14 protein-coding genes are annotated in these 20042 nt (G+C 59.9%); 10 read left to right on the top strand and 4 right to left on the bottom strand.

The features are described 5' to 3' along the window. The first annotated feature begins 272 nt into the window (after positions 1-272). Complete coding sequence (locus tag V7747_RS07200) at positions 273-1121, top strand: GIY-YIG nuclease family protein (RefSeq protein WP_335615378.1); 849 nt, start codon at positions 273-275, stop codon at positions 1119-1121. 261 nt (positions 1122-1382) lie between these two features. Here V7747_RS07200 and V7747_RS07195 read toward each other — a convergent pair whose 3' ends face one another. Beyond that, positions 1383-2741, bottom strand: a complete 1359-nt coding sequence (locus V7747_RS07195) for an amidohydrolase family protein (protein ID WP_335615377.1) — start codon at positions 2739-2741, stop codon at positions 1383-1385. Positions 2742-3296: 555 nt separating this feature from the next. Here V7747_RS07195 and V7747_RS07190 point away from each other — a divergent pair. Further along, a complete protein-coding gene (locus V7747_RS07190) occupies positions 3297-4316 on the top strand; it encodes an isopenicillin N synthase family dioxygenase (RefSeq protein WP_335615376.1) in 1020 nt (339 codons plus the stop codon). A gap of 646 nt (positions 4317-4962) precedes the next feature. Here V7747_RS07190 and trpA read toward each other — a convergent pair. Next, the gene (trpA, locus tag V7747_RS07185) at positions 4963-5751 is read right to left on the bottom strand and encodes a tryptophan synthase subunit alpha (RefSeq protein WP_335615375.1); all 789 of its coding nucleotides are present in this window, start codon (positions 5749-5751) and stop codon (positions 4963-4965) included. Next, positions 5748-6962 (bottom strand): tryptophan synthase subunit beta, encoded by a 1215-nt coding sequence (gene trpB / locus V7747_RS07180; protein ID WP_335615374.1) that lies wholly within the window; start codon positions 6960-6962, stop codon positions 5748-5750. The genes trpA and trpB overlap by 4 nt, the downstream gene beginning before the upstream one ends. Positions 6963-7061: 99 nt before the next feature. On the opposite strand from trpB, the gene V7747_RS07175 reads away from it, so the two are divergent. The 5 genes from V7747_RS07175 to fhuB all read left to right on the top strand — a co-directional run bounded on the left by V7747_RS07175 (position 7062) and on the right by fhuB (position 12700). Beyond that, positions 7062-7958, top strand: a complete 897-nt coding sequence (locus tag V7747_RS07175; RefSeq protein WP_335615373.1) for a LysR family transcriptional regulator — start codon at positions 7062-7064, stop codon at positions 7956-7958. Continuing rightward, positions 7955-9031 (top strand): aminopeptidase, encoded by a 1077-nt coding sequence (locus V7747_RS07170; RefSeq protein WP_335615372.1) that lies wholly within the window; start codon positions 7955-7957, stop codon positions 9029-9031. The genes V7747_RS07175 and V7747_RS07170 overlap by 4 nt, the downstream gene beginning before the upstream one ends. Positions 9032-9094: 63 nt before the next feature. Then, the gene (locus V7747_RS07165; protein ID WP_335615371.1) at positions 9095-9865 is read left to right on the top strand and encodes an ATP-binding cassette domain-containing protein; all 771 of its coding nucleotides are present in this window, start codon (positions 9095-9097) and stop codon (positions 9863-9865) included. Continuing rightward, complete coding sequence (gene fhuD / locus V7747_RS07160; RefSeq protein WP_335615370.1) at positions 9862-10731, top strand: Fe(3+)-hydroxamate ABC transporter substrate-binding protein FhuD; 870 nt, start codon at positions 9862-9864, stop codon at positions 10729-10731. The genes V7747_RS07165 and fhuD overlap by 4 nt, the downstream gene beginning before the upstream one ends. Beyond that, positions 10724-12700: a Fe(3+)-hydroxamate ABC transporter permease FhuB gene (fhuB, locus tag V7747_RS07155; RefSeq protein WP_335615369.1), complete on the top strand. Its 1977-nt coding sequence runs from the start codon at positions 10724-10726 to the stop codon at positions 12698-12700. Before fhuD ends, fhuB begins: the two co-directional genes overlap by 8 nt. A gap of 440 nt (positions 12701-13140) precedes the next feature. Here the strand turns inward: fhuB and V7747_RS07150 are convergent, their stop codons facing one another. Then, positions 13141-14031 (bottom strand): LysR family transcriptional regulator, encoded by an 891-nt coding sequence (locus V7747_RS07150; protein WP_442909203.1) that lies wholly within the window; start codon positions 14029-14031, stop codon positions 13141-13143. Between the two features lie 109 nt (positions 14032-14140). On the opposite strand from V7747_RS07150, the gene V7747_RS07145 reads away from it, so the two are divergent. The 3 genes from V7747_RS07145 to V7747_RS07135 all read left to right on the top strand — a co-directional run bounded on the left by V7747_RS07145 (position 14141) and on the right by V7747_RS07135 (position 19956). Continuing rightward, positions 14141-15151: a zinc-binding alcohol dehydrogenase family protein gene (locus V7747_RS07145; protein ID WP_335615367.1), complete on the top strand. Its 1011-nt coding sequence runs from the start codon at positions 14141-14143 to the stop codon at positions 15149-15151. A 707-nt stretch (positions 15152-15858) separates the two neighbouring features. Next, positions 15859-16716 (top strand): DMT family transporter, encoded by an 858-nt coding sequence (locus tag V7747_RS07140; protein ID WP_335615366.1) that lies wholly within the window; start codon positions 15859-15861, stop codon positions 16714-16716. 732 nt (positions 16717-17448) lie between these two features. After that, positions 17449-19956, top strand: a complete 2508-nt coding sequence (locus tag V7747_RS07135; RefSeq protein WP_335615365.1) for a P-loop NTPase — start codon at positions 17449-17451, stop codon at positions 19954-19956. Positions 19957-20042 lie beyond the last annotated feature (86 nt).

The following is a 20042-nucleotide window of genomic DNA, read 5'->3' as shown; positions in this document are numbered from 1 at the left end:
GCGTTGCTCGGTCTGCCGGGGCCCTGCGGAACTCGTCGCTGCGCTCCTCAGACAGTCCTCGGGCTTATTCCCGCCAGCCCTGCGCTACTCGCCCGCGCAGACGGGGATTTGCAGTCCGTGTTGGGACGTATCGAGTTGAACTAGCAATTCAAGACTGATTCAGACTTGGCAAACCTGATCTGCAATAGCACTATCAATTGAATTTGGTGAGCGCATAAAACTGCGGCCTGCCTTAGGGAAAAACATACAAGTAAGCTCAACGGACATCCAAAATGCCCAGTGCGACAATTAAAATTTACCTACCCCATGGTGATCCAAAGCGCCTGCGTACTGGAGAGATTTCAAACTGGTCTGGAAAAGCTGTCGCTGGGCCCCGAACTGAGCTTGATCAGCTTCTTAAGCGGGAGGAGGCTGAGAACGTTGGGGTCTATTTACTAACAGGCGTTGACCCTAAATCCGGCGGGCCAGCAGTCTACATTGGAGAGGCTGAGTCCATACAATCCCGCCTGAAGCAGCATGTCGAAAAAGATTTCTGGAATCACGTCACCTATTTCACTAGCAAGGACGAAAACCTAACAAAGTCTCATATTCGTTATCTGGAAGGTCGGTTAATTGAATTGGCCAAGCTGGCGGGGCGCGCCAGCCTAACGAACTCTCAAGCAAGCAGTTCAAAACTGCCCGAGTCGGACAGGGCCGATATGGAGATCTTTCTGGAGAAAATTGAGCAATTACTCCCAGCGTTAGGCGTTGAGGTCCTGGTACCGATTGCTAGTGGGGCAGAGTCAAAGGAAGAAGCACGGCTGTTACTCTGCGAGGTCAGCGGATTAAAAGCGACAGGGCACCTTACGCCCAACGGCATTGTAGTTTTTGCTCAGTCTCAAGCAGCGGGAAAACTCAGACCCTCTGCAAAAGACTATCCGTGGGTTGTTAACGCCCGCGAGCAACTCATCAAAGACGGCGTTCTGATCCCGGCAGATGGCCATTTAACCTTCGCAAAAAATCATGAATTTACCAGCCCAAGCGCCGCTGCTGCGGTAATTCACGGTGGCACAGCAAACGGTAGAACCGCTTGGAAAGATACTAGCGGGAAAACTCTGAAGCAGCTTGAGTCTGCAGACTAGTGTAACTAAGGCCGCTATCGGTAAGTCGGCCGATTTTTTAAGCTGTGCTTGGCTAATGCACGGACCCAAGTCCCCGGCGGATCGAGCAACGCAGCGTACCCGAAGGGCCGTGCAGTTGGGGTGGCCTAGGGGGTGTCGGGGGAAATGGCCAAGCATTTCCCCCGACTCGCCATCAAGGCGAAAGGCAGACTAGGTCAATCAACTCTGCTGCTGATAACCGAGTAAGCAAGCCAGGACCTTGGGGCGTGCGAGCCGCGCCAATCAGCTCCGAATCAGCTGCGCCACCGACTCCTGCACCCGCGCCGTCAGCTCCGCCTCATCCAACCCGCAGATATCGCCATTCTCAATCGCCGGCCGGCCTTGAATGAAACTGTACTTCACACTCACCGGTTCACCACACATCAGCGGCGCCGTCAGCGGGCTGTGTACACCGGCGAAGCGTGGCTGGTTGATGTCGTAGAGCACCAGATCGGCGGCCATGCCGACCTTGATTTCGCCAACATCGTGCAAGCCCAGCAGCTCGGCGCCGTTGCGGCTGCCCCAGGTCAGGATCTGTTCCAGGTTGGTCGCGTCCGGGCCGTGCAGGGCGCGGTGGATCAGCCAGGCCAGGTTCAGCTCCTGCAGCATGGAGCCGGACTCAGCGGAGGCGGAGCCGTCTACTCCCAGGGTGACGGGCAGGCCGAGCTGTTCCATTTCTATGGCACGCGCCACACCGCTGCCCAAGCGGCAGTTGGAGGTGGGGCAATGGGCGATGGTGGTGCCGCGCTCGGCCAGGCGTGACAGGGCGTGGTCGTCGCAGTGCACCAGATGAGCAAACCAAACATCTTCACCCAGCCAGTCGCAGGACTCGGCGTAGTCGATGGCGCTCATGCCGTATTTTTTCTGCGCCTGCAGCTCATCAAAGGTGACCTCCAGCAGGTGCGAGTGCATGCCCAGGCCAAACTCGCGGGCGTAGGCCGCCTGCGCGCGCAGGCCATCCGGGTCGCTGGAGTGAATCAGGCTGGTGGGGGCGACCACCAGTTTGCGCATGGCATCGCCGCCGGCCTGATGATAACGGCTGCGGCTGGCTTCCAGGCGGTCGAGAATCTGCTTCAGGGTTTCCGGGGCGATGCCGTGATCGACCATTCCCTGGTGGCTACCTACCTCGGTCGCGCTGCCTCGGCACAGCACCAAACGCATGCCCAGCTCCTCCGCTGCCTGCCAGACGGCGTCTTCCAGTTCGGGGCTGGTGGTGGCGTGGTACAGGTAGTGATGGTCGGCGCAAGTCGTGGCGCCGGAGCGCAGCAACTCGTACAAACCCAGGCGCGCGGCGTGGTACATCAGCTCCGGGGTCACCTTGGGCCAGTAGCGATAGGGCACCGAGCTGAGCCAATCGCCCAGGTTCTGGTTCAAGCCCTCGGGCACGCCCTTCATGATCGACTGCGCCAGGTGGTGGTGGGTGTTCACCAGGCCCGGCCAGACCACGCAGCCGGCGGCGTCTATTACCTGCTCGGATTGATCCGCCAGGGGCTGCAGCTGGGTACCCAGCTCGGTAATTTTGCCGTCGCGTACGCGAATGTCGGTGGCGTTGGCCTGGGTGGGGGAAAATACCGCGGTCGCGTTTTTAATCAGGTACGCCATCTAACTGCTCCTTTTTAACAGCCAAAGAGCAATGTCCCGGAGCCTGGCCCCTGACCGCTTCTACTCTAGTGCACGTTCGGTTGAAGACGCTCGGGATGCCCGAGCGTCGCTTGCCGGGAATACGGTGCAATTTTCTAACCAACCTGCCATCGCCGCGCGGGCCGCGTAAACCGAGCCTTTGCAGTCAGCGCATATTGTCATTACGGGCAAAAATGGTGCAAGTGGTCAGCTTTTGCGCGTCGGCGGTGCAGATGTGTGCAAGCTGTTGCGGCGCTACCAAGCTGCAGCCCCCGCCGCAGTGACGTTTGTCAGAAACTGGCAGGCTGGCCCGATTACTGCTTGATAAATGACGCCACGGGTTTATCCTCGGCAACGTGAGTAGAAGCTGTCAGGGGGCACCACCCCAGGTCATTGCTCAGTTTATGGTCGGACGACGCGGCAAACGCGGCGCATTGACCGGACTGATCAGCCACAGCTGAGCCCTGCTCCGGTTTCTTCGCCCCGCTCCCTGTCTCCGCCCCTTGCGCCCGCACGGGCACTACTCGGAGATTCAAGATGACAACTACCCCTACAAGCACCCCAGAATACGGCCTGAAAGAACTGCAGCTGGAAACCACCTTTGGCGGCATGGGCAAGGAAACCGAGCGCAGCATTCCGCTGATCGACCTGACGGATTTTGAGAACCGTCGCGCCGAGATTACCGCGCAGCTGTGGAGCGCCGCGACGGAAGTCGGCTTCTTTCAGCTGGTCAATCACGGTCTGGACGTCAAACTGGTACAGAGTGCCTTCGAGCTGTCGGAAGCCTTCTTCAGCCTGAGCAACGAGCAGAAAGCGCGCTTTCCGCTGAAAAAAGGGCTGAATACCGGCTGGGAGTTCATGTCGCAGGTACGCCCTTCCACCCGCACGGCCGATCAGAAGGAATCCTTCCAGATCACCCTGCCGCACATGGACGACCTCTGGCCCAACCAGACGGTGGTGCCGGAATTTCACCGCATCATGCTGGACTTTGAATACCGCGCCTGGCAGTTGGGCATGCAGGTGCTGTCGTGCTTTGCCGAGCGCCTGGGGTTTGCGCGCGACTTTTTCACCAAAGCGCACGACCGCCGCCAGCCTGACTACCAGAGCACCCTGCGCCTGCTGCATTACCTCGCCATGCCGGAAGAGGATCAGGACGAAAGCCTGTGGCGCGCCGGTGCCCATACCGACTTCGACTGCCTGACCATGGTATTCCAGAAGGAAGGTCAGGGCGGCCTGCAGGTCAGCCCGGGCAAGGACGCTGAAGGCGCTGGCGACAACCGCGAGTGGAGCAGCGTGATCCCGCGTGACGACATCATCACCTGCAACATCGGCGATATGCTGATGCGCTGGAGCGACGATCAGCTCAAATCCACCCTGCACCGCGTGCGCATGCCCAAACCGGGCGAGTACCGTGGGCCGCGTTACAGCATGGCGTTCTTCTGTCAGGCCAATAAGAACGTGATGATCGAAAGCCCGGCGGGTAAGTATCCGCCGATCTCGGCGGCGGATTATTTGTTGCAGCGGATTCAGGCGAACTTTGCTGAGGCGAAGAAGTAGGGTCTGGTCGATAGTTGAAAGGGCTGCTTCGGTAGCCCTTTTTCGTTCTTCGCAGCATTGTCGTCGTGCTTGCTTCCGAGTTTCTACTGCCCAGGTTTTTCGCCTTTGCCGGCGAGTTACTTTTCTTTGTTTGGCCAAAGAAAAGTAACCAAAAGAAAAGCCACCCCACCAAGCTGGCCTGCGGCTTCCCTGCGTTACTCGGTGCTGAGCGCGCCTGCGGAACTCGGCGCTACGCAAGCTCCGCACCTCAGACAGTCCTCGGCTTAATCGCTCAACCCCTGCGTTACTCGGCAGCTTGGAAGGGGGAAGAAAGGCCATAGCGCGGTGTGGTATTCAGGTTTTGGGTTGGGAATTGATTTGAATACCAGAAACCCGCTGAGTGCACGGACTAAAATGTCCCATCTGAGCGGGCGAGTAGCGCAGAGCTGCCGGGAAAAAGGCGCTTGCGGTGTCTGAGCGAAGCGAGTTTGCAAGCGTCCCCGGCAGATCGAGCAACGCAGCGAACCCGGAGGGCCGCGCAGCTGGGTGCCCTGGGGGATCGCTAAGGGGGCATGGGCAAGCATGCCCCCTTGGCTCGCCTAAGGGCGAAAGCGATAATTAGCCAACCGCCGAAGCTGCAACCCTGCAAAGGCAATAACCATGCGCGCTAGCGCTGCATCGCCCCCGCCAACCCCCGCGTCAATTCCAGCGCGGCCGCTTCCCCGCCGTTAAACATCGCTTCAACCAACGCCGATCCCACCACCACACCGGTGGCCGTGCGGGCAAAGGCAGCCGCCTGCTCCGGCGTGCGCACCCCAAAGCCGACGCAGATCGGCAGATCGCTCTGCTCGCGGATGGCAGCCAGGGCCGCATCTACCACCGCGTTGTCCGCCTGCCCTACCCCGGTCACGCCGTTGAGCGACACGTAGTAGAGAAAGCCACTGGCGTTGGCCAGCACGCGCGGCAGGCGCTTGGCATCGGTGGTGGGGCTGGCCATGCGAATCATGTCCAGACCCAGATCGCGCGCCATCGGGCCCAGTTCGTTGTCGTGCTCGGCGGGCAGGTCGACGATCAGCAGTCCATCGACACCCGCCGCGTGCGCCTCGTTGAGAAAGGCTTCGGCGCCGTAGCGGTGGATCGGGTTGTAGTAGCCCATCAGCACCAGCGGTGTGGTCTGATCGGTGGCGCGGAAGGCGCGCACCATCTCCAGCGTCTTGCGCTGGGTCTGGCCGTTGTCGAGTGCGCGCACGGCAGCGGCCTGAATGGTCGGACCGTCGGCCATCGGATCACTGAACGGCATGCCCAGCTCGATGATGTCGGCGCCCGCGCCCGGCAGCTGTTGCAGCAGCGAGAGGCTGGCGTCATAACCGGGGTCGCCGGCACAGATGTAGGTCACCAAGGCTGCGCGGTTCTGTTCGGCGCACTCGGCAAAGCGTTGTTGCAGACGGTTACTCATGCTTGTTCCTCCATCAGGCGCAGCACGGTGGGCATGTCCTTGTCGCCACGGCCGGACAGGCACACCACCATCAGATGATCGCTTGGCAGGGTGGGCGCGCGGCGGGCGACCTCGGCCAAGGCGTGGGCGGTTTCCAGCGCCGGGATGATGCCTTCCATGCGGCAGCAATTGTGAAAGGCGTCGAGGGCCTGTTGGTCGGTCACCGCGACATATTCAACGCGGCCTTCTTCATGCAACCACGCGTGCTCGGGGCCAATCCCGGGATAGTCCAGGCCGGCGGAAACTGAGTGCGCATCGTCGATCTGGCCGTCGGCGTCCTGCAGCAGGTAGGTGCGATTGCCGTGCAGTACGCCTGGTACACCGCCCTTCAGGCTGGCTGCGTGTTTACCGCTGTCCAGGCCGTGCCCGGCGGCTTCCACGCCCACCATCTGCACTTCGGGGTAATCGAGAAAGTGGTGGAACAGCCCCATGGCGTTGGAGCCGCCGCCGATGCAGGCGACCAGGCTATCGGGCAGCCGGCCTTCGCGCTCCAGCATCTGGCTGTGGGTTTCGCGGCCAATGATCGACTGAAAGTCGCGCACCAGCGTCGGATACGGGTGCGGGCCAGCCACGGTGCCGATCATGTAAAAGGTATTGTCGACATTGGTGACCCAGTCGCGCAGGGCCTCGTTCATGGCGTCTTTCAGGGTGCCCTTGCCGGAGGTGACCGGCACGATCTTGGCGCCCATCAAGCGCATGCGCGCCACGTTGTCGCGCTGCCGGTCAATGTCGGTGGCGCCCATGTAAACCACGCACTCCAAACCAAAGCGGGCGCACACGGTGGCGGTGGCCACGCCGTGCATGCCGGCGCCGGTTTCGGCGATGATGCGGCTCTTGCCCATGCGGCGGGCCAGCAACACCTGGCCAATGCAGTTGTTGATCTTGTGCGCGCCGGTGTGATTCAACTCCTCGCGCTTGAAGAAAATCTTGGCACCGCCGTATTGCTCGGTCAGGCGCTCGGCGAAGTACAGCGGGCTGGGGCGGCCGACGAACTCGGCATTGAAGCGGTCCAGCTCGGCGATGAAGTTCGGCTCGGAGCGCGCCTGCTTGTAGGCCTGCTCCAGATCCAGAATCAGCGGCATCAGGGTTTCCGCCACAAAGCGCCCACCGAACTGGCCGAACTGGCCCAGTGCGTCGGCATCGCGGCGGTAATGTTGGTTGGCACTCGACATGATTTCATCTCCACAGTTGATGCGCCTACAGTAGGGCAGACAGCGCCCCGATAAAATCGATATGATGGCGCAAACCTGTGAGAAAAAGTGACATATCCAATGGCCCGTGACTTACCCTCGCTGAACGCGCTCAAAGCCTTTGAAGTGGCTGCCAGACTGGAAAGCATGAGTCAGGCGGCAGACGAGCTGCACGTCACGCACGGTGCGGTAAGCCGCCAGATACGGCAGCTTGAGGATGAGCTGGGGGTAGCGCTGTTCGACAAGGTCGGGCGCGGTATTCAGCTGACCACCGCCGGGCGCCAGCTGCGTGATGCTTGCCGCGATGCTTTTGGCAGCTTGCGTGAGGTCTGCGCCGAGATACGCCAGGCCGATCAACGCGCCCCTTTCCTGCTCGCCTGCCCTGGCAGTCTGCTGGCGCGCTGGTTTATTCCACGCCTGGATCGTCTGAACCGTGAGTTACCGGCGCTCAACCTGCACCTCTCGGCCAGTGATGGCGAGCTGGACCCGCGCCGCGCCGGCGTCAGTGCCACGCTGCTGTTTGCCGCGCCGCCCTGGCCGGCCGACATGCAGGTGTATCCGCTGCGCCGCGAGCGCATCGGCCCGGTGTTCAGCCCCAACTACAGCGGCGCGGCACGCCTGCAGGGCCAGCCGGCCAGCGCGTTGCTGCAAGAGTCGTTGCTGCACACCCAATCGCGGGCCGAGGCCTGGGCCGACTGGGCGCGGCTGCAGCAGCTGGATCCGGCCACGCTGCGTCAGGGGCAGGGTTTCGAGCACCTGTACTATCTGCTGGAGGCAGCGATCTCGGGTCTTGGCGTGGCGATCGCGCCGCAACTGCTGGTGGCGGACGACGTGGCCGCCGGGCGTCTGCTGGCGCCCTGGGGGTTTGTCGAAACGCAGCATCAGTTGGGCCTGTGGGTGCCCAAACGACAACCCCAGGGCGCGGCACAGCAATTGGCCGACTGGTTGCTCATGGAGCTGACGGGGAGTGTTGCATGACGCGGCGAATGAGCGGTGTATGCCTACTGCTGTTGATCGGTCTGCTGCCCGGCTGCAGCTCGTTGAGTTATCTGCACCACAGCTGGCAGGGCCAGCGCGATCTGCTGGCGCGGGCCGAGCCGCTGGAGCAAGTGCTGCAAGATCCGGCCACCGACCCGCAATTGGCCACGCGCCTGCGCCATGCGCAGGCAATCCGCGCCTATGCCAGCAGCCACCTGCAGTTACCGGACAACGCCAGTTACACCCGTTACGCCGATCTGCAACGCCCCTATGCGCTGTGGAACCTGTTTGTCGCCGCACCGCTGTCCATGGACGCGATTGCCCACTGTTATCCGTTCTTTGGCTGTATCGCCTACAAGGGCTACTTCGATCAGGCCAGCGCCCAAGCCGCCGCGGACGAGTGGCGCGCCCAGGGTATGGAGGTCTACGTCGCCGGCATTCCGGCCTATTCGACGCTCGGCTGGTACGACGATCCGCTGCTCAACAGCATGCTGCACTGGGATGACGACTACCTCGCCGCGTTGCTGTTCCACGAATTGGCGCATCAGCAGTTCTATGTGAAGGACGACACCGCCTTCAACGAATCCTTCGCCACCTTCGTTGGCCAGCAGGGTCTGCGTGAATGGCGCGCCGCGCAGGGGCTGGAGGCGCGGCAAGGTGACCCGCAGGTGCTGGAGCGCGAGTTCGTGCGGCTGTTGTTGCAGGCCCGCGAGCAGTTGGTGCAGCTGTACGCCAGCAAGCGTGCTGATGCTGACAAGCTCGCCGGTAAAGCGGCGGTCTTTGCGCAGCTGCGCAGTGACTACCAGGCTTGGCGCGACCAGCACTGGCAGGGGGTTGGCCCCTACGACCACTGGTTTGCCGGCGAGTTGAACAACGCCCGGTTGCTGCCCTTTGGCCTTTACGACCAGTGGGTGCCGGCCTTCGCGCAGCTGTACGCAGCCAGCAGCGGCTGGCCCGACTTTTACCAGCGGGTCGCAGCGCTCGGAGAATTGCCGCCGACAGCCCGCGAGGCACGCCTGCAACAGCTGCTGCAGCGCGCGGCGACGGAGGTATCAGAAGCGCAATCGGATTGATAACAATTGCTATTTGGCGTAGATTGCCGCCTTCGAATACCCCTTTCCCGCCTCGGAGCTCGCATGTTTCAACTGCAGTCCGTGACCTTCGCCGTACCGGAACGGACCCTGTTGCAGCCGCTTGACCTGAGTCTGGCTGCAGGCCAAATGATTGGCCTGATCGGCCACAATGGTTCCGGTAAATCGACCCTCATCAAACTGTTGGCGCGCCAGCAGGCTGCCACCGCCGGCCGCATCCTGCTGGATGATCGGCCGCTGGAGGCCTGGGGCGAGCGCGAGTTTGCCCGCCAGGTCGCCTACCTGCCGCAGCAGCTGCCCGCCGCCGAAAGCCTGACGGTGCGCGAACTGGTTGGTTTTGGCCGGTATCCGTGGCACGGCCTGCTGGGCCGTTTCAGCGTGGATGACCGCCAAGAAGTCGAACGCGCCATGGAACTGGCCGATGTCAGCCGCTTCGCGGGCAGCCTGGTCGATACCCTATCCGGGGGTGAGCGGCAGCGCGTCTGGCTGGCCATGTTGCTGGCCCAGCACACCCGCTACTTGCTGCTGGATGAACCCACCTCGGCGCTGGATATTGCCCATCAGGTGGATGTGCTGGCGCTGGTGCACCGGCTCAGCCGCGAACTGGATCTGGGCGTCATCGTGGTGCTGCACGACATCAACATGGCCGCCCGCTACTGCGATCACCTGGTGGCCCTGCATTCCGGGCGGCTGCTGATGCAGGGCAGCCCCGCCGAGCTGATGAACGATCAGGCGCTGGAAGCCATCTACGGCCTGCCAATGACCGTCATCCCGCACCCGGACAACACCTCGGCCATTGCGGTGGCACGCGGGTGAGGCAACTGCTCTTGCGTCTGCTGGCGGCGCTGCTGCTGTGGTTGCCACTGGCGCTGCAGGCGGCAGAGCAAGGACCCTATCGGCGTATCGTCACGCTCGACTGGGGGCTGGCCGAGACCCTGATCGGCATTGGCGTGACGCCCATCGGCGTGGCCGACCTGCCCAATTACCGGCGCTGGGTTGGCGAGCCTACGATGCCTGCCAGCGTGCAGGATCTGGGTCTGCGTACCGAGCCCAACCTGGAGCTGCTGACCCAGCTCAAGCCCGATCTGATCCTGATTACCCCGCAGTTTGAAGCAGCGCGGCCCTGGCTGGAGCGCATCGCACCGGTCAAGAGTCTGGCCATCTACCGCCCCGACAGCGACCCGCTGCACACCGCCCAGCAGGTGGCCCGTGAACTGGGCGAGCTGAGCGGCCACCAGGCCGGCGCCGAACAGCTGATCCGCGACTTTGAGCAGCAATTGGCGCAGCTGCGCGAAAAGCTCGCCAACCGTGACCTACCGCCTTTCTATCTGGTCAGCCTGATTGATGCCCGCCACGTGCGGGTGTACGGCAGCAGCAGCCTGTTCAGTTCGGTCCTGCGACGGCTGGGTCAGCGCAACGCCTGGCAGGGCGGCGACAACTTCTGGGGCTTCTCGCAGACGGGTGTGGAGCAACTGGCCGAGGTGCCCGAGGCGGCGCTGATCCATTTTGCTCCCGCCCCGCTCGGTGCCCTGCAGGCGTTGCAGCAGAGCGTGCTCTGGCAGCATCTGCCCTTTGTCGAGCAGCAGCGGGTGTATGCCTTTGCCCCGGCTTGGCAGTTTGGCGGGTTGATGGCGGCGCAGCATTTCATGCGTCTGCTGGAGGAGGCGTTGCTGCATGACTAGTCTGGCGGTGGCCCGACCTTCGCGCGGCTGGCTGACGGCGTTGCTGCTGCTCAGCCTGCTGGCCGCAGTGGCCAGTCTGGCGCAGCAGCTGCCGGCAGCGCAGTGGCTGGCCGCCCTGCTAAAGCCCGATAGCGACAGCCTGGTACAGCTGCGCGTGCATTACAGCTGGCTGCCCCGTCTGTGCATGGCGTTGCTTTGCGGTGGTGCGCTGGCGCTGGCCGGTGTGCTGATGCAACAGGTACTGCGCAACCCGCTGGCCTCGCCCACCACTCTCGGGGTCGCCAATGGCGCGCAGCTGGCACTGGCGCTGGCCACCCTGTACGCGCCCACGTTGCTGCTGGCCCGCGAGTGGATCGCGCTGGCCGGTGGCGGGCTGGCTACCGCGCTGGTGTTTGCCTTGGCACGGCGACGCGGCCTGTCGCCGCTCACGCTGATTCTGGCCGGGTTGGTGGTCAGCCTGCTGCTGGGCTCGGTAAACGTCATGCTCATGTTGTTGCAGCCCCAGGGGCTGGCGGCGCTGTTTATCTGGAGCGCCGGTTCGCTGAGTCAGCACAACTGGGATGGCGTGCTCTTCCTGTTGCCCCGGCTGGCACTGGTGCTGGTCTTGGTGGTCTGGCTGCTGCGCCCGCTGGCGCTGCTCGAATTGGACGACAGCGGCGCCCGCAGCCTGGGTCTGTCGCTCGATAAACTGCGGGTGTTGGCATTGGGGCTGGCGGTGTTTGTCACCGCCTGCGTGGTTACGGCGGTGGGCGTGATCGGTTTCATCGGTCTTGCGGCGCCCGCCGTCGCGCGGCTGCTGGGCGCCCGCACCCTGCGCCAGCGCCTGTTGTGCGCACCGCTGGTGGGCGCTGCACTGTTGCTGCTCACCGATCTGGCGGTGCAGTACTTTGCCGGCAGCTTCAGTGAACTGGTGCCCACCGGCGGCGTGACCGCCCTGCTGGGCGCGCCCCTGTTGCTGTGGTTGATTCCGCGGCTACGCCTGCCAGCCGGGCGACCGCAGCCTGCGGTCAGCGCACTGGCGGCGCCGTATCTGGCCGCGCGGCCGCTGCTGGGTTTGTTGCTGCTGCTGTTGCTGGTGAGCGGGCTGGTTGCCTTGCTGCTCGGCCAGGGGCCGCAGGGCTGGGCCTGGATGATGGACCCGCAGGTGTTGCAGTGGCGGGTGCCGCGCATCCTTGGCGCCGCGGGCGCGGGTTTGATGCTGGGGCTGGCCGGCAGTTTGCTGCAACGCCTGACCGGCAACCCGATGGCCAGCCCCGAGCTGATGGGTATCAGCGCCGGCGCTGCACTGGGGCTGATGGCGCTGCTGTTCTTGTGGAGTGCTGCGCCGCTGTGGGCGCGTCTGGGCATGGGCTTCTTCGGCGCTCTGATCACCCTGCTGGTGATCATCGGCTTCGCCCGTCGGCATGCCTACTCGCCCGACCGGCTGCTGCTGGTGGGCATCGCCATCAGCGCCCTGTTTGATGCGGTGAAGATGCTGGTGCTGTCGCTGAACGACCCGCGCGGGCAGAGCGTCCTCAGCTGGCTGTCGGGCTCTACCTACTTTGTCGAGCTGCCCACCGCCATTGCGGCGGTCGGCGGCGGCGTGCTCCTGCTGTTGCTGTGTCTGCCGCTGGGCCGCTGGCTGACCCTGCTGCCGCTGGGCGAGAGCACACCGCGCAGCCTGGGCGTGCCGATGCGCGGGGCGCGCCTGAGCATCATGCTGATTGCCGCCCTGCTTACCGCCGCCGCCACCCTGCTGGTCGGCCCGCTGAGTTTTGTCGGCCTGATGGCACCGCACATGGCACGGGTGCTGGGCTTTCAGCAGGCCGGCGGGCAACTGCTCGGCGCCGCGCTGATCGGCGCGCTGCTGATGGTGCTGGCCGACTGGCTGGGCCGCAACCTGTTGTTCCCCGAGCAGTTACCCGCCGGCCTGCTCGCGGCGCTGGTGGGTGGGGTTTATCTGATCTGGGGGCTGGGGCGCAGGCGTTGAGTGTAGTGTCGGGTGCTCGGTCATTTAAAAGGTTTTTCCTTACGCACGACCAAACACCAGCACGGCCCCCCTGTCCCATCTGAGCGGGCGAGTAGCGCAGAGCTGCCATGGCCTTCGCGCTTTATCGCTCGACCGCGCAGTGGGTTGATCTGGTCAGCCTTTCGCCTGATGGCGAGTCAGGGGAAATGCTTGGCCATTTCCCCCGACACCCCCTAGGCCACCCCAACTGCACGGCTCTTCGGGTTCGCTGCGTTGCTCGGTCTGGCGGGGCCCTGCGGAACTCGCTTCGCTCAGACAGTCCTCGGGCTTTTTCCCGACAGCCCTGCGCTACTCGCCCGCGCAGACGGGGGATTTTCAGTCCGTGCATGGAGCGGGAATCTGGGATACAACCCCGTAACCCCGTAACCCCGTAACCCCGTAACCCGCGCACGCCGGGCCTGCTACAACCCCTGACAAAACGCCGCCATTTCCGCAGCCAACTGCCTCAGCGCCGGATTCAACCGCCGCCGATTGATCACCATCAACATCAGCGGCGAAGGCTCGCCGGTGACTTCCGGCAGCAGCCGGACCAGCTCGCCGCTGGCAAGGTGCTGGGCGATGTCCAGGTAGGATTTGTAGGCGATGCCCTGCCCGCGCAGGGCCCAGCGGCGTACGGTGTCGCCGTCGTCGCTGGTGCGGTCGCCGCGTACGCGCAGGGTGGTGGGCTCGGGGGCGGTGAAGCGCCAGCGGTCGTGTACCGATTCGCCCAACCGGAAGCACAGGCAGTTGTGCTGGCTTAGCTCGGCAATCGACCGCGGGCTGCCGTGTTGCGCCAGGTACGTGGGCGAGGCGCAAAGTACGCGGCGGTTGTTGGGTGCCAGGGGCAGGGCAACGAAGCTGGAATCCTCCGGTTGGCCGTAACGCACGGCCAGATCGATCGGCTGCTGGTACAGATCGGCCACGCGGTCGCTGACCTGCAGCTCCATGCGAATGCCGGGTTGCCGCGCCAGGTAATCTTCCAGCCAGTCGAGCAGATGGCTGCGCGCCAGGTTGGAGGGTAGCGTCAGGCGCAGGGTGCCGGTCAGGGTGGTGGCGTCGGCCTCCAGCGCCTGCTCGGCGTCGCGCAGTGCATGGAAGGCGGCGCGGGCGTGGGGCAGGTAGCGCTCACCCGCCTCGCTGAGGCGCAGCCGGCGGGTGGTGCGCTCGAACAGACGCGTACCTAGCTGCTCCTCCAGCCGCTTGATACTGGCGCTGGCCACCGCCGGGGCCAGGTTCAGCTGGCGTGCGGCGGCTGAGAAGCTGCCGGCCTCCACGGTGTGCAGAAACACCGCCAGGTCGTCGATCCGTTGTATTTTCATTATTACCAATAAAGTGATTCGCCAGAGCGCATGTTTTTCTTCCTTGGCAAGCAAGTCAAGCTATCGGCTCCTTAACGCTTTCCGTTCTTACAGGAGCCACAGCATGAAAGCCGTTGCCTACACCCAAGCTGGTTCACTCGAACGCGCCGATGCACTGATCGACATCGAGCTGCCGCAACCCGCCCCCGGCCCGCAGGACCTGCTGGTAAAGGTCGCCGCCATTTCGGTCAACCCGGTGGACACCAAAATCCGCAGCAAACGCCCGGCCACGGTCGATGACCCGCAGGTGATCGGTTGGGATGCGGTGGGCGAGGTGGTGGCCGTTGGTGCTGCCGTGCAGGGCTTTGCCGCGGGTGATCGGGTGTTCTACGCCGGTGCACTCGACCGCCCCGGCAGCAACGCCGAGTATCAGTTGGTGGATGCCCGCATCGTTGGCCATGCCCCTGCTTCGCTGAGCGATGCTGAAGCGGCCGCGCTGCCGCTTACCGCCATCACCGCCTGGGAGCTACTGTTTGACCGTCTTGGCGTGGCCGAGGGTGGTGGTGCCGGGCAGACCTTGTTGGTCATCGGTGCCGCTGGCGGTGTGGGTTCGATTCTGGTTCAGCTGGCCCGCCAGCTCACCGAGTTGACCGTGGTCGGTACCGCCGCGCGGGCTGAGAGCGCCGAGTGGGCCAAGGAGCTGGGCGCGCATCACGTGATCGATCACAGTCAGCCGATGCTGGCGCAGCTGCAGGCGCTGGGCATCGACAGCGTCGAGCTGATCGCCTCGCTGACCCACACCAAGGATCACTACGCGCAGTACCTCGAGTGCATCGCGCCCCAGGGCAAGCTGGGTGTGATTGATGACTTCGACAGCATTGATATCACCCAACTGAAGAGCAAATCGGCCTCTTTCCACTGGGAGTTCATGTTTGCCCGCAGCCTGCATCAGACCGCCGATATGGCCGAACAGGGCGTACTGCTCAACCGGGTGGCCGAGCTGCTCGACGCCAGTGCCTTGCGCACGACCTTGGGTGAGCATTATGGGGTGATCAACGCAGCCAATTTGATGCGTGCGCATGCCTTGTTGGAGAGTGGCAAGGCGCGGGGGAAGTTGGTGCTTGAGGGGTTCTGAGTCTTTGCTGCTGATCGCTCCCACGCTCCGGCGTGGGGATGCATGCCCGGACGCTCTGCGTCTCCCAACGTGCGTATGCTTGATCACGCGGTAGGTTGGTCTGATCCGCTTTTCGCCGGATGGCGAGTCAGGGGAAATGCTTGGCCATTTCCCCCGACACCCCCTAGGCCACCCCAACTGCACGGCCCTGCGGGTTCGCTGCGTTGCTCGGTCTGGCGGGGCCCTGCGGAACTCGCTTTGCTCAGACAGTCCTCGGGCTTATTCCCGCCAGCCCTGCGCTACTCGCCCGCGCAGACGGGGACTTGGGGTCCGTGCAGTGGTCACCTGTTTCGTTAGAACACTGATCGTTCCCACGCTCTGCGTGGGAATGCGTCTTTGGACGCTCCGCGTCCATACCCGTTGCCCGCTTGCGCATCCTTCAACCGACTGCTAGCCTTCCCGTCGTTGTATCCATTCTTTGCATGAGTCATCTGATGAACCACCCGCTGAGCACTGCTGTAATTGTCGCCTGCGCCCCTCCCGGCGTGGTGTTCGCGTGCTCGCAAGCAGTGGTTCTGTCACCGCCAGCCGCCCCACCGCGGGTTGCTGTTGTTGCTGCGCCACCACGCGCGCACTGAAACACCAAAACATCCTTTTCTGTTCTTCGACGTTTCGCGCTATGTAGCGATTATTAGCGTCGGGAACCTGTGTTTTGACAGGTGATTGTCATGCTATTTAAACAACTGAACTGGGCCGCTATCGGCCCGACCGTGCTCTTTGTTCTGCTCTGGAGTGCGGGTGCGATCTTTTCCAAATGGGGGCTGGAACACGCCTCTGCCTTTGCCTTTCTGCTGCTGCGCTTTGTACTCGCCTGCGCTGCCCTCGGGCTGCTGGCGCTTACCCGGCGGCGCTGGCTGCCGGCGCGCGGCACCCGCAAGCAGGTAGCAGTGGTCGGGGTACTGCTGACAGGCGGCTACACCATCTTCTACCTGCTCTCGCTGGACGCCGGGCTCACGCCGGGCGTGCTGGCAACGGTGCTGGGTGTGCAGCCGATCCTCACCCTGATGCTGGTCGAACGCCGCGCCAACCTGCTGCGGGTATTGGGCTTGCTGCTGGCGCTCGGTGGCCTGACGTTGGTGGTGCTCGACAGCCTGCTGGCGGCGCGCTTCTCGCTGCTGGGTATCGGCCTGTCGTTGGCCGCGCTGCTGTGCATCACCCTGGGTTCGATCTTTCAGAAGGCTATTCAGCAATCACCGATGGACGTACTGCCGCTGCAATACGCCATCGGCCTGCTGATGTGCGCGGTGGTCGTACCCTTTCAGCCGTTTGAAGTGGAATGGAGCGTCGGCTTTATCGTGCCGCTGCTGTACATGGGCGTGCTGATTTCGGTCGGTGCAACCCTGTTGCTGTACCGGCTGATTCGGATGGGCAACCTGGTCAACGTCACCAGCCTGTTCTACCTGATGCCCGGTTGTACGGCGTTGCTGGATTTCCTGTTTTTGGGGAATCGGATGGCGGCGTTGAGTCTGTTGGGGATGGGGGCGATTGTGCTGGGGTTGGTGTTGGTGTTTAGGCCGCGTGGTTAATCCAGCGCCCGTGCTCGGATAGCCCCGGCTCGCTGACCCTATCGCCGCGTCATCCTCGCGAAGGCGAGGATCCATGGGGTTGGCGGTCATGCCGGTCACTTCGGCGCTGTCTGATAACCCGCCTTTCGCCTTCACGGCGAGCCAAAGGGGGCCGCTTGCCCGGCCCCCCTTGGCGATCCCCCCGGGCACCCGACTACGCGGCCTTTCGGGTTCGCTGCGTTGCTCGATTTATCGGGGAAGCGTAAAACTCGTCGCTTCGCTCCTCAGACACCCTACGCTTCTTTTTCCCGATAAATCTGCGCTACTCGCCCGCGTAAACGGGACTTGGGTCCGTGCATTCGCCACGTCCGTATTTGCGCGCCAAGGCCGCGCTACTTCACCTAATCTTTAGCCTAATTCAGGGTTGGCAAACGACGCGTGTAGTAGCACTATCAAATCACCGCACTTCTCGCGGCCCCGTCAGGAGGCATGGATGCTACATAGACCCGACTCATTTCACCTCGAATACCCGACAGCACCCTCACCTGCGTGCAAGCCACTGCCGTCGATCAGTGGAGCGTTAAGCCTCGTGCGGTTTAACGTTCAGCACTCGTGCGCGATGGCCGCTAATCCATTGAAATATAAGAAAATATTAGATCGCCTCATCCGGCGTTATGCCGCGTATTAAAGTTAGTGCGATCTAATCACTGTTATGGCTCTCGCTAGTGAATTCGCTACCTCAGGAAAATTGTAATGAATACAGAAGAAAAGAAAATTATAACTAACGATATTGCTCCGCTTTTGCAAAATGGCGATATAACTCTTTTTTTAGGTGCTGGAGTTAGCATCGGCACTCCTGCCATAAACGGCCTAGAAATCCCATCAACAGCAGATTTAATAATGAGAATCTGTAATGAGGCAGGATACGACGACGAGGTCGTGAAATCAGCAGACCTACCGACCGCCTTTGGTGTTGGAGAGGATGAGATAGATAACTTTGAAAACTTCCTTGTAAGTAATTTCACTGCAAAAAAAGTTCGTCCTTGGCAGTTAAAGATTTTTCAAAATTGGTGGCGTGCTATCTTTACTACAAATATAGACACTATTCCAGAGTTGTGTATCGAATCCAATAAATCACAATCTGAAAATTTTCCTTCATATCAAATATTCAACTATAAAGACCGAGAGCCAATTCAGTCTCTTCCGACATCACCCCCGCTAGTTTACCTTCACGGGAAGGTTTCTAGTCCTACTGATGGTTTTATATTTGATAACGTCAGTTATGCAGAGCATTCTGTGAATCAAAGTGATTGGCTATTGAAGTCCGCACTTCACATTTCTCATGGGAACTGCCTTTTTGTTGGGTCAAAGTTTAAAGAAAGCGATATAGAAACCTCATTAAGGCGGCGTCAAATATGGGATTCCAGCGAATCTAGTAAAAATAACTGGATAGTACTTCGCAGCTTCACAGAATTAGAAAGAAAATCATACATTAAGCGAGGAATAACTCCAATTAAAGCAGAGGCAGAAGAGTTCTTTGAATTTCTTTTTACGCTAGTTTCACCTCTATCAAAGCACAAATTTATAAGAAAGAAAGCCCCATTTCTTTCTGAAAGTGCACGTGATAACTCTGTAGCCTGGTTTACAAATAATATGACTGCTGTAAGTGATGAGCTATCTCGGATTGCAAACAAAAACGCGCCGTTCTCTTTATTTTACAACGGCGCGATGCCTGATTGGTTTTATGTGAGAAACAAAGTACCAGCAGAACTGTCAGCCAGCAAAAAGCTTGTGCGTGAAATCATTAGCTTTGAGCAGTCTGGAGATAAGGCTAAAGTTATTGCAATGTTAGGGCCTCTGGCATCTGGAAAAACAACGGCTTCTATGATTGCTATTTCCGAAATCTCAGCAACGCATAACAATATTTATCAATTTACGGGAATGGATGGAATTGATATAGAGGCACTATGGGATTCAATTAAAGACTTAAAAGGCTTGGTAGTAATATTTATCGATGCATCTTCCAGCTACTACTATGCAATAAATGAAATTGTCGAGCGCGCCATTGATCGGCCAACAGCCTGCAAGATTTGCTTCGTATTGGAAGAACGGACAATTTTCTTTGAAAGAAATAAGAGACATTTCACAAAAATACCTTCAAGCGTAATTTCAAGAATTAGACTAGAGAATCTAAATTACGAAGATGCGGAGTGCCTTTATAAAAAAACTCTAAGTCTAGGGATAACCTTCGAAAAACTGAAGGGCATTAGTGTCGATAGCGCAGTTAAAAAAATTGTAGATTTTGATAATGGTTACAATGGGGATTTATTGGCAACTCTTTACGATCTGTCTACGGGTAGGTCCTATGAAGAAAGGCTTTCAGAGGAGTTTGACGAAATAGAGTCTGGCACACCTAAAGACTTGTTTGAAACTATTTCGCTTGTTACAGCATCTCGATTACAAATTCCGGTAAATTACTTGTGCGAGGTGTATTCTATTTCGATTGATTCGCTACTAAAGATAGTGAACTCTCAACTGCAAGACAAAGTCAATTACCGCGGCATTTCAATGACGCTAACATCTAGGCATCATTCTATTGCTCAATATCATCTGGAAAATAATATCGACAAAGAAAGTTTAAAAAATAAAATCATAGATCTCATGAAGTGTCTTTCGAAAAAATTTACAATTGATGATATCAAGCGGCATCCGATCAGCTACAAAATATACAGCAAAGTTCTCTCTTTTCATTATCTAACTGAAACCTTATTTAAAGGTAAAGAAAATTATCACTTTATACATGAAATATATTCTGACTGCCAAAGATACTTTTCTGATGACGGAATCTTTTGGTTGCAATATGGGCGCTTTTTGGAAAGAGATGAAAATGTTCCTGACGCACTGCATTGTTTCCGAAAGGGATTAGGGCTGTATGATTCGTTTCAGTTAAGGCATGCGTTAGGCCAATTGTTGCTCAAGCAATATCGAGTCGATGAATATGCGACCTTAGAGGGATTTGACGAGGGTGTACGTATTCTACAAAGTGAAATTGATTTGCGCGGAACTACTGATGCATATCCATACACAGCATTAGGTAACGAACTAATCAAAATCTACAATCGAGGAAAAAACCAAGAGCAATGCGCTTCAATATTAAAAGAAGTGATAAACAGGGGGCTAAAATATCACAGAAGTGATGATTACTTTTCTAAAATGGTTTCTAGGTATATCGCATCAGTCCGTGAAGCTGAAGTCCGATAGTTACTGGTTCGAGGCCGACAAGCCATAACAAAAAGCTGCACTCGGATAAATTAATCGCTGCACTCCTAATTTACCGGCGAGCTTAG

This window comes from Halopseudomonas sp., assembly GCF_036960865.1.
Taxonomy (GTDB): Bacteria; Pseudomonadota; Gammaproteobacteria; order Pseudomonadales; family Pseudomonadaceae; genus Halopseudomonas.
Note: the sequence above shows the minus strand (reverse complement) of the source record. Positions and strands in the feature narration are given on the sequence as shown.